We start from the raw sequence: 13,237 nt of genomic DNA on the forward strand, positions 1-13,237 counted from the left end.
CTCTGCCGTCCCTCAAACGCCTCATGGTGATGCGCCGTCATCAAGCGGTCATAGGTCCGGTTCCCAAATCGATACTAACTGACCTTCGCCCATTCCTCATCTTCCGGCGACCGGAACGACAACCCGAACAGGCAGAGGTGGTCATGAACCAACTTGACGCCGGAGACATTTTCGGCGGCCACGATCGCCGCCTCTCGATAGCGCTCGTCCATAATCATGCCGCTGAGATGCACAATTCCGTCACGAACCGTAACGCCGAGATGAACTGGTCGCCATTCATGCTACTCGATGGTTGCGATCACGCGGTCGCGGATGTGCTCGTCGTCTGCGGTCGGATCCGGCACGTCTCGAGCGAGACTTGCGACAACACGAAGCAAGTCCATGCGAGTTACGATTCCGATCAGCGTCTCTCCACGTACAATCGGTAACCGCTTGACATTGTTGCGCTCCATTAATCGCACAATCTCCTCAAGTGGCAGCTCCTCGGTTGCGGTGACGAGGTCGCTCTTGGTCATGATCTCGCCGACTTTGCGGCCGTTTTCCCGCACGAAGTCCACGGCAGCCTTGCCGGGTCCGATGAGGTAATCGAGCCACCCGATATGGGGGCTTTGCGTGCCGATCTCACTGCGGCGGATAAAGTCTCCTTCCGTTACCATTCCAATGAGCCGGCCGACCTCATCAACCACAGGAAGTCCGCTGAAGCGCTGTTGCAACATCAGCTTGGCTGCGTCGCGGACGGGTGTATCGGCCCTGACGGTAATCACCTTGCGGGTCATGACGTGATGTGCGCGCATTTCTCATGCCTCCGATTTCTGTCAAAGGCTATTCAAGACGTGCGCCCCGTACTTGATGCAGATCAAGCACGAAGCGTGCGCATCAGGGAGAGGGTTGATCCATCGCAAAGTCGCCCGCACGCTTTTGCGCCAAGAATGACGGTATTTTCGCGAACGGCGAGGCAGGTGCGATGAACAACTGGCCACAAATGACGACAGAATTGAGCGCCCTTCTTCGGAGTTTGCGCGGAGGGGCTCCTGATGTCATGAAGGCATTTGCGGGTATTGCTCAAGCAGCGACCGCTTCGAAATCGCTGGATGTAAAGACGAAGGAACTGATTGCGCTCGGCATCGCCGTTGCCGTGCGGTGTGATGACTGTATCGCTTTCCACGTCAAAGCCGCCGTAGAACAAGGCGCGACGAAGGAAGAGGTCTGTGAGACGCTCGGAATGGCGATCTATATGGGAGCCGGCCCATCGGTCATGTACGCGAGCCACGCGCTGGAAGCATTCACTCAATTCGAGACCATCGCGGGGAAGCGACCAACCATAGAAGCGCCCGCGCTCTCAACGTGACAATGGCTTCGAACGGTTTCAAGGCGCGCATACCGGCGGAACCGATCGCTGCCCCGGATTTTGACGCCGGCAGCACCCGACATTTGATCCCGATCAACATCGCTCGCCCCAACGCTGTGTCAACTGGTGTCATATTGGTCGATCGGATGGAGACCCCACATGATTGGAATCACCTTGAGTTCGGAACAGGTGCGCGCGGCTCCAGCCGACGTTCGACAATGGATCGAGGCCCAAGTCACCTCATCCCTCGGATTGCCAAGTCGCGCGGCAAAGGTCGAACCTCGGCAGGACCATTTGGCCTCGTGTAGTGCCGATGAAGTTGCCACGATATTGAACGAGATTCAGGGCGTCCTGCCGGCAGCAAATGTCTTCTTCGAGTTTGGTCGCCAGGGTATCGCTATTCCGCAATCCCGCGTGGAGGCATTCCGCCTGATCGATATTGCGCATCACACGCGCCTGCAGAACGTAGGTCAGGTGATTGCGTGCCTCGACATCATCAATGAAGCACTCGTACGCATCCGCGGAGACGACCGCGCAACTTTCTGCGGATTCGACCGGGAGGGGCACTGCTTCGTCGCGGTGGAAACGCAGCAGAATATCCTTCGGCTCTGGCAGAGCGTCGTCGCACGGCAACAGCTCGGTGCCAAGGAACAGGCGGGAGCCCCGGCGCCGCAGCCCGCTGTCGGCGGTCCAAGCGCGCTTGACCCCGAAATGAAACAGGCTCCTGCAGATCTCGTCGCGGCAAATTAGGCCTGAACCCTGTTATGCCGCTGCCGTTCATCGTAGCGCGATGCAAGGTGGATCGATGAAGGTTGCCAGGTCACTCAAACTTGCAGCCAGCAAATTCGATCGCCTCGCTTCACGGCTGCTGTCCCGGCTGAGACAACTGCAAAGCCTCTGGCGCGGCTGAGCTGATGCAGCTTGCCGGAATTGACGTCCGGCAACAGCTCGACCAGCGGCAGGCCCTGCGCCTCACCCGCCAGAATGGCGGGCAGATAGGTCGTGCGGCCCGGTCGTCCCTTCCAGTCGAAATTTGCAATCGCTGCACACCGACTATCGCCGGCAGCTCTGATGCCCGCGCAAACGCCAAGGATCTGATCGACGATAACCTTGAATGTCGTGAACAACGCCCCCGGATTCCCGGGAAGTCCGACATAGGTGGCGTCAGCCATTCTGCCGAGGACGAGGGGCTTGCCCGGTTTAATCGCGACCTTGCGGATCCATAGTCTGCCTCCGCAGCGCTCGAACGATTCCACCACGTGGTCTTCGTCACCCACAGATATGCCGCCGGCGCTGATAATCACGTCGGCGCGCGTCGCGGCCGCTTGGAAAGTGGTCCGCAACCTCGACGGCCTATCGGCGATGCATCCGAGATCGACGATCTCGATCCATGGCTTTGCGAGCAGGCTGAGCAGGATAAAACGGTTGGCGTCGTAGATCTCGCCGGGCTGGATGTTTTCCCCGGGCTGTCGAAGCTCCGAACCGGTCGTGAACATTGCCACGCGAAGCTTACGGAAAACACGAACACCCGGATGACCGCAGGCCGCGGCTACGCCCACCTGCAGCGGCCCCATTTCCGTGCCAGTCTCGATCAGGCTGTCGCCCGACCTGACGTCCTCGCCGCGCCTTCGGATATTCTCGCCGGCTCGTGGCGCACTGGAGAGAACGATGCTGTCGTCCTCGCCCCGCACATCTTCCTGGGCAATGACGGCATTGGCGCCGGCGGGGATCGGCGCACCAGTCAGGATGCGAAAGGCGCAGCCGTCCTGTAGCACCGGATTACCGACGGTGCGGCGCGCGGCGATGCTGCCGGCCACCTTCAACCGGGCTGGAAATTCTGGAGCCAGGCTGTCCGTATCGACAGCATAACCGTCCATCGCACTGCAATCGAACCGCGGCAGCGGCTCATCTGCCTTGACGGACTGTGCGAGAATCCGCCCCGCTACGGCTGAGAGATCGACCAGCTCGGTCTCGGCGATGGGCCGCGCCTCGGCCAAGCCAATGGCAAGCGCCCGTTCCACCGAAACAAGGTCCGTGCTTGCAGGCGTAAGGCAAGCGTCGATTTCCGGCTGCAGCAACGCTGGCATTTCGCCTCCGCAAAGTCGTTCGAGGGATGCAACCTCCGTCTAACAGGCCGCCGGCTCGGGACTTTGCGCTATCGCAACAGGGAAGGTTCTGTTGAGCCAGCCCCCAATCTCTGACGGATCGCGGGAAAGCTCGACCGACATGCCGCCGGCGAAGCGGCGCCAAGGTTCAAGGTTTCTGATCGGAACCCCGATCACGACTGGGATGCCGCGATCGATCGCCATCCCCACCAGGTCGAGCAGACCGCGGCCTTCGGCCTCCACTTTACCGAACTTGTTGAGGATCAGAAGGTCTGGAGCAGCATCAAGTGAACGCGCCACCCGCCCGTTCACTTCCGCGAGCGCCGCCTCGTCGAGCCGGCATCCGCTGGCGCCCGGGCCGCGGTCTTCGAACAGGTCCGTCCGCAGGCCCGTCGTGAGCTCTTCCAGCACGACATCGCAGTGACCCGCCGCGTCCGAGCAGACCGGGTGTTGCAGCACCCCGGCCAGGCGGAGCCCGCGGCGGCGGCAATCCTCCACGATGCCTTCGAAGGTCGATTGCGGATAGGCGTCGTTGGCGTAGACGATCGCCACCAAGGACTGTTGCGGCCGCATGGCTGCGTTATGGGGCGGGTCGGAATGCTGCGCATACATCTGGATTGACCTCTATTCGGCGCGCCCCGATCAGATCGAGGCAGTAGGGAATTGCGGGGAATACCGCGTTCAGGCAGATATCGATGGCCGAGGGGCGTCCCGGCAGATTGACGATCAGGCACTTGCCGCGCGTTCCGGCGGTCTGCCGGGAGAGAATGGCGGTCGGCACCTGTTCGAGGCTGATCCGGCGCATCAGTTCGCCAAACCCCTCCAGCTCGCGCGTGATGACCATTCGCGTCGCTTCCGGCGTCAGGTCCCGCGGCGCCGGCCCGGTGCCGCCGGTCGTGAAAATCAAATCGCAATCCTCGCGCTCGACCATATCGATCAGCGCCTGCGCCACGCTGTCGGTACCGTCAGCCACGATCCTTACAACCGCGACCCAGTTCGACCGCAATGCCCGGCCAATGAAATCATTGATCGCCTTGCCGCTGATGTCCTCATATTCGCCGCGGCTGGCGCGATCGGATATCGTTAGCACGCCAATTCGCGCCAGCAGATTGTCAGGCATCTCACCCCTCCTCCAAAAGCTGCAGCTCCAGCATCGACAGTCCTGCGAAAGCTTCTTCCGCATGGCGGCGAACCATGGTGATCGGCTCGGTAAGCCCGGCGAAATCGTCTTCGCGGTCTAGACACTCGGCATCGTCGAGCGACGACAGCTTTAGCCCGAGATCGCGCAACAGCCCGTCTCCGAGGCCATAGATCCAGCCGTGAACCGTGATGGATTGCTGGCGCTGCCAGGCACCGCGCAAAATCGGCGTGGCAGCGATCCGCCGTAGCTGCAGCTCGACATTCAGTTCGCAGGCGCGGTCCATTCTGGCCGCGTCATTCGGAAGCTGCGCCAGATCGGGCGCGCATCGCCGGCACATTTCCCGCACCGGCGCCAGCCAGTGGTCGACCAGACCGCCGCCGCCCGGCGGCTCGAACGCCCTGCGGATGCCGCCGCAACCATAATGGCCGCAGACGATGATGTGTTTCACCTGCAGCGTTTCGACGGCAAATTCCAGCACCGACAACAGGTTCATGTCGCCGGTATGAACGACATTACCGACATTGCGATGCACGAATACTTCGCCCGGATCGAGGCCGACGATGTCGTTGGCGGGAACGCGGCTGTCCGAACAGCCGAGCCAGAGATAGCGCGGCACCTGTTGCTCGGCGAGCCGCCGAAAGTAATCGGGATCGCTGCGGGTTCTGCCCGTCGCCCAGGCCACATTACGGTCGAACAACTCGTCGATCATGGCGCATCAAAATCCGGAGCCGACCGCATCAGAATTCAAGGAATGCGAGCTCAAGAGCAACCTCCACAGCCGCCACAGGTGCAGCCCGCGTGGGCAGGCGGTTCGGGCGCCTCGTCCTTCTTCAGCGACCAGTTGACCATGTAGACGAGGCAACCGGTCGCGGGATCGTCGGTGCGCTCGACGACGTTCATCAGGCCGAGCCAGTCCTCGCTGCCGGCGAGATTGGCAAAGCGCCTGACTGCGCCGGAGGCGTACTCGCCGACGGTTTCTTCATAACGGCTAGCGGCCTCGCCGACGCGCGCGAACAGCACGATGTCGTTGCAGGCGAGCAACGCCTCGCTGGCGGTCGCGTCCTCGCTGAAGCTGCGGATGATGTCGCCGAGTTGCATCGTTAGCTCCTATTGCAGGAGCGGCGACGCCGCCGCGGCGAGCGTGATGCCCGATATCTCGGCTCTGCCTGCCAGTACCGAGACATATTGCGCCAGCGCTCGATGCTGAACGCTGGCCGTGAGATAATCCGCGATGCGGTCACGGGCGAGCTCGAACGGCAGCACCTGACCGGGAGCATATTGATCGAGCCGGATGACGTGGAAGCCGTAGCGGGTTTCGGCGATGGCGAATTCACCCGGCCGCATCCGCTCTAGCGTCGCCTCGAATTCCGCTACTGTCTGGCCACGCGTCAACTGACCGAGCCGGCCGCCCTCCTGCGCCGAGGTCTTGCAGGCCGAATGGCTGCGAGCGAATTCTGAAAACAGCGCCGGATCGCCGCGGACCGCGGCCAGAATATTCTCGGCAGTCAGTCGGGCCTCGGTGCGCGCGGCAACGTCGTCGGGACGCGCGGCGATCAGGATATGCGCCGCCTCGTACAGGTCCCCCGAACGGAAGCGCGCGCGGTTCTGTTCATAGAACCGGAGACATGCCGCCTCATCCGGCTCGGGCATCCCTACCTCACGCTCGATCAGGGCGCGCATCGCTGCTTCCTCGCCAGTCTCCGAGCGTCCTTCGGCATCGCGAAGCGGCTCCGCCTCGATCCCAAGTCGCTCTGATTCCTGCAACAGGAGTTCGCGCACGACCAGCGCGCGGGCGGCCGCCTGCCACGCCAGGATCGGCTTTTCCGCCGGATGGTTCTGCACCTCGCGGGCGATCATCTCGCGCGGAATGACCGTGCCGTTGACGCTGATCGTCCTGGGCTTTGGCAGCGTGTTCGTCAGCGAACAATCCATGACCTACTCCGCCGGTTGGATGGGCCGCAACGAACCGTCGCGGCTGCGGACGACCTGATAGCCACGCCGGCCGAGATACCAGACCGGCGCACTCCAGATGTGGACCAACCGCGTGAACGGGAAGACGAGGAACAGCGTCATGCCGAGCACGAGATGGGCCTTGAAGATCGGGTGCACGTCCAAAATGTTGGCGGCGACGCCGGGCTGCAGCGTCAGGATGCCCTGGGCCCATGCCATGAACTTGACCATCTCGTGGCCGTCGAGGTGACCCATCGACACCGGGATGGTGGCAAGCCCGAGCAAGAGCTGCGCGAACAGCAACAGCAGGATCGCGGTATCCCCGAACGAGGTATTGGCGCGGATGCGCGGGTCGAACAGGCGGCGATGCGTCAGCAGCGCAATGCCGACCAGGCACATCAGGCCCGCTGCTCCGCCGGCGACGATCGCCAGCATCTGCTTGAAGCCGTGCGATACGCCGAGCATGTCGAACACCCAGATCGGGCTCAATAGGCCAACGAAATGGCCCAGGAAGATGAAGAGAATGCCGACGTGAAACAGGTTGGAGCCCCACACCAATTGCCGCCGACGCAATAACTGGCTGGATCCGGTTCGCCACGTATACTGCTCGCGGTCGAACCGGAACAGGCTGCCGAACAGGAACACGGTCAGGCACAGATAGGGGTACCAGCCGAACACGATCGAATTGAGCGTTTGCATGACGCTGTCTCCTTACTGCGGGCGTGGCGCGGGATCGACCGCGCGTCGGGCATGGCGAAGCTTTGCGATCAGGCCCTCGTGGCCGCAGGCACCCTGCCCCTGGCTGCCGGGACCGAACCGCACCTCTTCCTCTTCCCAGGCGGCATCGAGCGCCTCGAGATCCATCGGATCGGGGTCGGCGCCCTTCAGCAATTCGTCGACGATCTCGCGCGACGGAGCTTCAGCGGAGATCGCGACCAGCGCGTCGAACACGGCCTTGTATTTCGATTGCCGGCGCTCAAGCCGCTCAGCCAGCGCTGCCAGAATATGGGCGGTCTGCCGCAGCAGCTCGCGGGCGGCCGGGAGCGATTGGGTCGACAGGAATTCTAGGAACAGCGGCACGTAGTCCGGCAACTCGTTCGCCGCGATAAACAGGTCGGACTTTTCGTACATCGCCTTGAGATCGACCATGGCCTGGCCGCGGTCGCGGCTTTCGCCGTGGACATGCTCGAACAGATGCAGCGCCAGCGTTCTGCTGCGGTCGAACAGCAAGCCGTAGCGCTCCTGCAGGTCGTACAGCTCACCGATGGCGATTTCCTCGATCAGTAGATCGAGCTCGCCGCGGCAGGATGCAGGTACCACCTTCTCGGCATCGAGAATGGCCGGAAACCCCGGCGCGGCGTCGATTAACCCTTGGGTCGGATAGCTGAGCAGCGCTGACAGGATCTTGAACGTCCTCATCACGCCATCTCCATCGGGTTCTTGGCCTTGCGCGGCGAACCGAACAAATTGGTTTCGCTTTCGCCACCCGAGCAGCCATTGCCGAACGTGAAGCCGCAGGAGCCGCGCAGGTCGTAGGCGTCAGTGCCAAGCTCGCGGTGCGCGGTTGGAATCACGAACCGGTCCTCGTAATTGGCGATCGCCATGATCTGGTACATCTCGTCGATCTGTTCGGGCTTCAACCCGACGCGCCGGGCGACCACTTCGTCCACCACGCCATCGATGGTTTTGGTGCGCATATAGGCGCGCATCGCCAGCATGCGCTCCAGCGCCAGCGTCACTGGCCTCTCGTCACCTGCGGTCAGCAGGTTGGCGAGATATTTCATGGGGATGCGCAGCGACTTTACATCGGGCATTCCGCCGTCGAGACCTATCTTGCCGGCGGAAGCCGCCGACGTGATCGGCGACAGCGGCGGCACGTACCATACCATCGGCAGCGTCCGGTATTCCGGGTGCAGCGGGAACGCCACCTTCCACTCCATCGCCATTTTCCAGATCGGCGAGGCCTTGGCGGATTCGAGCCAGGCATGCGGAATGCCCTGCCGTTCCGCCTCGGCAATGATCTTGGGATCGTTGGGATCGAGGAAGACGTCGAGCTGCGCCTGGTAGAGGTCGCGCTCGTCGGGTTTGCTTGCGGCTTCAGCAATCCGGTCGGCGTCATAGAGCACCACGCCGAGATAGCGGATACGGCCGACGCAGGTTTCCGAGCACACCGTCGGTTGGCCGGCCTCGATGCGTGGATAGCAGAAGATGCATTTCTCGGATTTGCCCGAGGACCAGTTGTAGTAGATCTTCTTGTAGGGGCAGCCCGAGACGCACATGCGCCAGCCGCGGCACTTGTCCTGGTCGATCAGGACGATGCCGTCTTCCTCGCGCTTGTAGATCGCGCCCGAGGGGCAGGCCGCGACGCAGGCTGGATTGAGGCAGTGCTCGCACAGCCGCGGCAGATACATCATGAAGGTGTTTTCGAACTGCCCGTAGATATCCTTCTGCACGCCCTCGAAATTATAGTCCTGTGAGCGCTTGGCGAATTCGCCGCCGAGGATTTCTTCCCAGTTCGGCCCCCATTCGATCTTCTCGATCCGTTCGCCCGACACCAGCGAGCGCGGCCGGGCGGTCGGCATCGCCGGCATTTCCTTGGCCTGCTGCAGGTGCTGGTAGTCGAAGGTGAACGGCTCGTAATAGTCATCGATCTCGGGCAGATCGGGATTGGCGAAGATGTTCGCCAGCACCCGCCACTTGCCGCCGATCCGCGGCTCGATCTTGCCGTTGCGCTTGCGTTTCCAGCCGCCCTTCCAGCGCGCCTGGTTTTCCCAATCCTTGGGATAGCCGATGCCCGGCTTCGTCTCGACGTTGTTGAACCACGCGTATTCCATGCCTTCGCGGCTGGTCCACACGTTCTTGCAGGTGACGCTGCAGGTGTGACACCCGATGCACTTGTCGAGGTTCAACACCATGGCGATTTGAGCGCGGATCTTCATTCTGCGGCCTCCAAACGGGGGGAACCAGGCTGATCTGCCGTCGGCGTGTCGAGCCAGTCGACCTTCGACATCTTCCTGACGATGACGAACTCGTCACGGTTGGCGCCAACCGTGCCGTAGTAGTTGAAGCCCCAGGCCTGCTGGGCGTAGCCGCCGATCATGTGCGTCGGCTTGGTCACGACCCGAGTTACCGAGTTGTGGATGCCGCCGCGCTGCCCGGTCTGCTCGGAGCCGGGCACGTTCACGATCTTCTCCTGGGCGTGATACATCATGCACATGCCCTGTTTGACGCGTTGCGAGACCACCGCGCGCGCGACCAGCGCGCCGTTGGTGTTGAAGGCCTCGATCCAGTCGTTGTCGATGATGCCGGCGGCCTTGGCGTCAGCCTCGCTGATCCAGACAATCGGTCCGCCGCGCGACAGCGTCAGCATCAGCAGGTTATCGGTGTAGGTGGAGTGGATGCCCCATTTCTGGTGCGGCGTGATGAAGTTCAGCACCACTGAGGCGTTGCCGTTCGGCTTGCGGTCGATCACCGGCTTGACGGTCTTGGTGTCGATCGGCGGCCGGTAGACGCAAAACCCTTCGCCAAAGGCGCGCATCCACAGATGATCCTGGTAGAGCTGCTGCCGGCCGGTCAGCGTCCGCCACGGGATCAGTTCGTGGACGTTGGTATAGCCGGCGTTATAGCAGACTTTTTCCGACTCAAGGCCGGACCAGATCGGCGACGAGATGATCTTGCGCGGCTGCGCGACCACGTCGCGGTAGCGGATCTTCTCGTCCTCCTTAGGGATCGCCAGATGGGTGTGTTCCCGCCCGGTGAAGGTCTCAAGCGAGGCCCAGGCCTTGACCGCGACCTCGCCATTGGTCTCCGGCGCAAGGCTGAGGATGACCTCGCAGGCGTCGATCGCGCTGTCGATCCGGGCGAGCCCCTTGCTCGCGCCTTCCTCGGTCACGACGCCGTTCAGCTTCTTGAGCAGGTCGACCTCATGATCGGTATTCCAGCTCATGCCTTTGCCGCCATTGCCGAGCTTGTTCATCAACGGCCCGAGCGAGGTGAAGCGCTTGTAGAGGTTCGGATAGTCGCGCTCGACCACCGTAACCGCCGGCATCGTTTTGCCGGGGATCGGATCGATCTCGCCTTTCTTCCAGTCCTTGACGTCGAGCGGCTGCGCGATCTCGCCGGCCGTGTCGTGCATGATCGGCGTCAGCACGACGTCCTTTTCGACGCCAAGCACTTCCGGCGCCACGCGCGAAAAGGCTTCCGCTATGCCCTTGTAGATGTCCCAATCACTGCGCGATTCCCAGACCGGATCGACTGCCGCCGACAGCGGGTGGATGAACGGATGCATGTCGGAGGTGTTGAGATCGTTCTTTTCGTACCAGGTCGCGGTCGGCAGCACGATGTCCGAATACATGCAGGTGGTGGACATGCGGAAATCGAGCGTGACCAAAAGATCCAGCTTTCCTTCCGGCGCCTCGTCGCGCCACTTCACGTCGACCGGCTTCTTCAGGCCGTGTTCGCCGAGGTCCTTGCCCATTACGCCGTGCTTGGTGCCGAGCAGGTGCTTGAGGAAATATTCGTGGCCCTTGCCCGATGCGCCCAACAGGTTCGAGCGCCAGACGAACAGATTGCGCGGCCAGTTTTTGGGGTTGTCGGGATCGTCGCACGACAATTGCAGCTCGCCCGACTTCAGGGACTTGGCGACATAGTCCTTAGCCTCCAGCCCCGCCGCCGCGGCGCGCCTGGAGACCTCCAGCGGATTGGTCTGAAGTTGCGGGGCTGACGGCAACCAGCCCATCCGCTCTGCGCGCGCGTTGTAGTCGATCAACGCGCCGTCCCACGGACCAGCAGGCGCCGTCGGCGATAGGATCTCCTTGATATCGAGGGTCTCGTAACGCCATTGGTCGGTGTGGGCGTAGAACGCCGACGTCGAATTCATCTGCCGGGGCGGACGGCCCCAGTCGAGACCAAACGCCAGCGGCGTCCAGCCGGATTGCGGGCGTAGCTTTTCCTGGCCGACATAATGCGACCAGCCGCCGCCGGATTGTCCGATGCAGCCGCACATCACCAGCATGTTGATGATGCCGCGGTAGTTCATGTCCATGTGGTACCAGTGGTTCAGCCCGGCGCCGAGGATGACCATCGACCGGCCGCCGGTCTTCTCGGCATTGAGCGCGAATTCGCGCGCCACCGTGATGATCTGGTCGCGCGGCACGCCGCTGATCTTTTCCGCCCAGGCCGGCGTATACGGCTCGAGATCGTCGTAGGTCTTGCCGATATTCTCGCCGCCGAAGCCGCGGTCGACGCCGTAATTGGCGAGGAACAGGTCGAACACCGAAGCCACGACAGTCTCGCCGTCAGCGAGTTGCAGCGTCTTGGTCGGCACGTTGCGCTTGAGCACGTCGGGATGATCGGTGCCGGCGAAATGATCGTGCTCGCGGTTGCCGAAATATGGGAAGCCGACCGGCGAGGTGCCGTCCCTGATGTCGCTCAGCGACAGCCGGAGCCTGGTATCCTGGTTGCCGGACGCTTTCTCCTCCAGGCTCCATTTGCCCTTCTCGCCCCAGCGGAAACCGACCGACCCCTTCGGGACAACGATATCGCCGGAGGTCTCGTCATAGGCGACCGTCTTCCACTCGGGATTGTTGGCCTCGCCCATTCCCTTCACGAAATCGGAGGCGCGCAAGAAGCGCTCGGGCACGTAATGATCGCCCTGCTTCACCAGCCGCACCAGCATCGGCATGTCCGTGTACTGGCGTACATAGTCGTTGAAGTACTTGGCCTGACGCTCGACGTGGAACTCCTTGAGGATGACGTGGCCCATCGCCATCGCGAGCGCAGCATCCGTGCCCTGCTTCGGCGACACCCAGAGATCGGCGAATTTCGAGGCTTCCGAATAGTCCGGGCTGATCACGACACTCTTGGCGCCCTTGTAGCGGACCTCGGTATAGAAGTGCGCATCCGGGGTGCGGGTCTGCGGGACGTTCGACCCCCACAGGATCAGGAAGCCGGAATTGTACCAGTCTGCGCTCTCGGGGACGTCGGTCTGCTCGCCCCAGGTCTGCGGCGAAGCCGGCGGCAGGTCGCAGTACCAGTCGTAGAAGGACATGCAGACGCCGCCGAGCAGCGACAGATAGCGCGCGCCTGCCGCGTAGCTCACCATCGACATCGCCGGGATCGGCGAGAACCCGAACACGCGATCCGGGCCGTAGGTTCTGGCGGTATAGGCATTTGCTGCCGCCACCAGTTCGTTGACCTCGGCCCAGCTTGCGCGGACGAAGCCGCCGAGACCGCGCTTTTGCACGTAAGCAGCACGCTTCTTCGGATCCTCGACGATCGACTTCCACGCCGCCACTGGGGTCATCAGGACACGGGCTTCGCGCCACAGTTTCAGCAATCGCGAACGCACCAGCGGATACTTCACCCGGTTGCCCGAGTAGAGATACCAGCTATAGCTCGCGCCGCGCGCGCAGCCGCGCGGCTCGTGATTGGGCAGATCCGGCCGCGTGCGCGGATAGTCGGTCTGCTGCGTCTCCCAGGTGACGATACCGCCCTTGACGTAGACCTTCCACGAACACGAGCCCGTGCAGTTTACGCCGTGGGTGGAGCGGACGATCTTGTCGTGTTGCCAGCGCTTCCGGTAGCCGTCCTCCCAGGAACGGTCCTCGGTGGTCATCACGCCATGCCCGCCGGCGAATTCGGCCTTGGCCCGTGTGAAGAACGACAACCTGTCGAGAAAATGACTCATCGTTC

At 62.5% G+C, this 13,237-nt stretch carries 12 protein-coding genes and 1 pseudogene; 2 read left to right on the forward strand and 11 right to left on the reverse strand.

All coding sequences use genetic code 11. From position 1 onward, the window contains the following. Positions 1 to 74: 74 nt before the first annotated feature. A pseudogene (locus tag LMTR3_RS34945) lies at positions 75 to 794 on the reverse strand (CBS domain-containing protein). A gap of 170 nt (positions 795 to 964) precedes the next feature. Here LMTR3_RS34945 and LMTR3_RS34950 point away from each other — a divergent pair. Both LMTR3_RS34950 and LMTR3_RS34955 read left to right on the forward strand, forming a co-directional pair. Further along, a complete protein-coding gene (locus tag LMTR3_RS34950) occupies positions 965 to 1,348 on the forward strand; it encodes a carboxymuconolactone decarboxylase family protein (RefSeq protein WP_065749487.1) in 384 nt (127 codons plus the stop codon). Between the two features lie 159 nt (positions 1,349 to 1,507). Continuing rightward, a complete protein-coding gene (locus tag LMTR3_RS34955) occupies positions 1,508 to 2,098 on the forward strand; it encodes a hypothetical protein (protein ID WP_065749488.1) in 591 nt (196 codons plus the stop codon). Positions 2,099 to 2,172: 74 nt separating this feature from the next. Here the strand turns inward: LMTR3_RS34955 and LMTR3_RS34960 are convergent, their stop codons facing one another. Genes LMTR3_RS34960 through LMTR3_RS35005 form a run of 10 tightly spaced genes read right to left on the reverse strand, consistent with a single transcriptional unit; the run spans position 2,173 to position 13,232 of the window. Further along, entirely contained in the window at positions 2,173 to 3,435 is a 1,263-nt protein-coding gene (locus LMTR3_RS34960) for a molybdopterin molybdotransferase MoeA (RefSeq protein ID WP_065749489.1), read from the reverse strand. A 39-nt stretch (positions 3,436 to 3,474) separates the two neighbouring features. Beyond that, on the reverse strand, positions 3,475 to 4,065 hold the full coding sequence (locus LMTR3_RS34965) for a DUF2478 domain-containing protein (RefSeq protein ID WP_065749490.1): 591 nt from the start codon (positions 4,063 to 4,065) through the stop codon (positions 3,475 to 3,477). After that, the gene (mog, locus tag LMTR3_RS34970; RefSeq protein ID WP_065749491.1) at positions 4,034 to 4,573 is read right to left on the reverse strand and encodes a molybdopterin adenylyltransferase; all 540 of its coding nucleotides are present in this window, start codon (positions 4,571 to 4,573) and stop codon (positions 4,034 to 4,036) included. The genes LMTR3_RS34965 and mog overlap by 32 nt, the downstream gene beginning before the upstream one ends. Position 4,574: 1 nt before the next feature. Continuing rightward, positions 4,575 to 5,303, reverse strand: a complete 729-nt coding sequence (locus LMTR3_RS34975) for a carbonic anhydrase (protein ID WP_065749492.1) — start codon at positions 5,301 to 5,303, stop codon at positions 4,575 to 4,577. A 50-nt stretch (positions 5,304 to 5,353) separates the two neighbouring features. After that, positions 5,354 to 5,692 (reverse strand): hypothetical protein, encoded by a 339-nt coding sequence (locus LMTR3_RS34980; protein ID WP_065749493.1) that lies wholly within the window; start codon positions 5,690 to 5,692, stop codon positions 5,354 to 5,356. A 9-nt stretch (positions 5,693 to 5,701) separates the two neighbouring features. Beyond that, positions 5,702 to 6,526 (reverse strand): peptidylprolyl isomerase, encoded by an 825-nt coding sequence (locus tag LMTR3_RS34985; RefSeq protein ID WP_065749494.1) that lies wholly within the window; start codon positions 6,524 to 6,526, stop codon positions 5,702 to 5,704. A gap of 3 nt (positions 6,527 to 6,529) precedes the next feature. Then, positions 6,530 to 7,243 (reverse strand): respiratory nitrate reductase subunit gamma, encoded by a 714-nt coding sequence (gene narI / locus LMTR3_RS34990; protein WP_065749495.1) that lies wholly within the window; start codon positions 7,241 to 7,243, stop codon positions 6,530 to 6,532. A 12-nt stretch (positions 7,244 to 7,255) separates the two neighbouring features. Further along, on the reverse strand, positions 7,256 to 7,963 hold the full coding sequence (gene narJ, locus LMTR3_RS34995) for a nitrate reductase molybdenum cofactor assembly chaperone (protein WP_065749496.1): 708 nt from the start codon (positions 7,961 to 7,963) through the stop codon (positions 7,256 to 7,258). Continuing rightward, on the reverse strand, positions 7,963 to 9,483 hold the full coding sequence (narH, locus tag LMTR3_RS35000; protein WP_065749497.1) for a nitrate reductase subunit beta: 1,521 nt from the start codon (positions 9,481 to 9,483) through the stop codon (positions 7,963 to 7,965). Before narH ends, narJ begins: the two co-directional genes overlap by 1 nt. After that, a complete protein-coding gene (locus LMTR3_RS35005) occupies positions 9,480 to 13,232 on the reverse strand; it encodes a nitrate reductase subunit alpha (RefSeq protein WP_065749498.1) in 3,753 nt (1,250 codons plus the stop codon). Before LMTR3_RS35005 ends, narH begins: the two co-directional genes overlap by 4 nt. Positions 13,233 to 13,237 lie beyond the last annotated feature (5 nt).

The organism is Bradyrhizobium sp. LMTR 3 (assembly GCF_001693485.1).
GTDB lineage: Bacteria > Pseudomonadota > Alphaproteobacteria > Rhizobiales > Xanthobacteraceae > Bradyrhizobium.

What these genes read in the sequence shown, in the direction of transcription:
- LMTR3_RS35005 (WP_065749498.1), bottom strand. Translation starts at nt 13,232, where the DNA reads ATGAGTCATTTTCTCGACAGGTTGTCGTTCTTCACACGGGCCAAGGCC.
- LMTR3_RS34975 (WP_065749492.1), bottom strand. Translation starts at nt 5,303, where the DNA reads ATGATCGACGAGTTGTTCGACCGTAATGTGGCCTGGGCGACGGGCAGA.
- mog (WP_065749491.1), bottom strand. Translation starts at nt 4,573, where the DNA reads ATGCCTGACAATCTGCTGGCGCGAATTGGCGTGCTAACGATATCCGAT.
- LMTR3_RS34955 (WP_065749488.1), top strand. Translation starts at nt 1,508, where the DNA reads ATGATTGGAATCACCTTGAGTTCGGAACAGGTGCGCGCGGCTCCAGCC.
- LMTR3_RS34950 (WP_065749487.1), top strand. Translation starts at nt 965, where the DNA reads ATGAACAACTGGCCACAAATGACGACAGAATTGAGCGCCCTTCTTCGG.
- narJ (WP_065749496.1), bottom strand. Translation starts at nt 7,963, where the DNA reads ATGAGGACGTTCAAGATCCTGTCAGCGCTGCTCAGCTATCCGACCCAA.
- narH (WP_065749497.1), bottom strand. Translation starts at nt 9,483, where the DNA reads ATGAAGATCCGCGCTCAAATCGCCATGGTGTTGAACCTCGACAAGTGC.
- narI (WP_065749495.1), bottom strand. Translation starts at nt 7,243, where the DNA reads ATGCAAACGCTCAATTCGATCGTGTTCGGCTGGTACCCCTATCTGTGC.
- LMTR3_RS34965 (WP_065749490.1), bottom strand. Translation starts at nt 4,065, where the DNA reads ATGTATGCGCAGCATTCCGACCCGCCCCATAACGCAGCCATGCGGCCG.
- LMTR3_RS34985 (WP_065749494.1), bottom strand. Translation starts at nt 6,526, where the DNA reads ATGGATTGTTCGCTGACGAACACGCTGCCAAAGCCCAGGACGATCAGC.
- LMTR3_RS34960 (WP_065749489.1), bottom strand. Translation starts at nt 3,435, where the DNA reads ATGCCAGCGTTGCTGCAGCCGGAAATCGACGCTTGCCTTACGCCTGCA.
- LMTR3_RS34980 (WP_065749493.1), bottom strand. Translation starts at nt 5,692, where the DNA reads ATGCAACTCGGCGACATCATCCGCAGCTTCAGCGAGGACGCGACCGCC.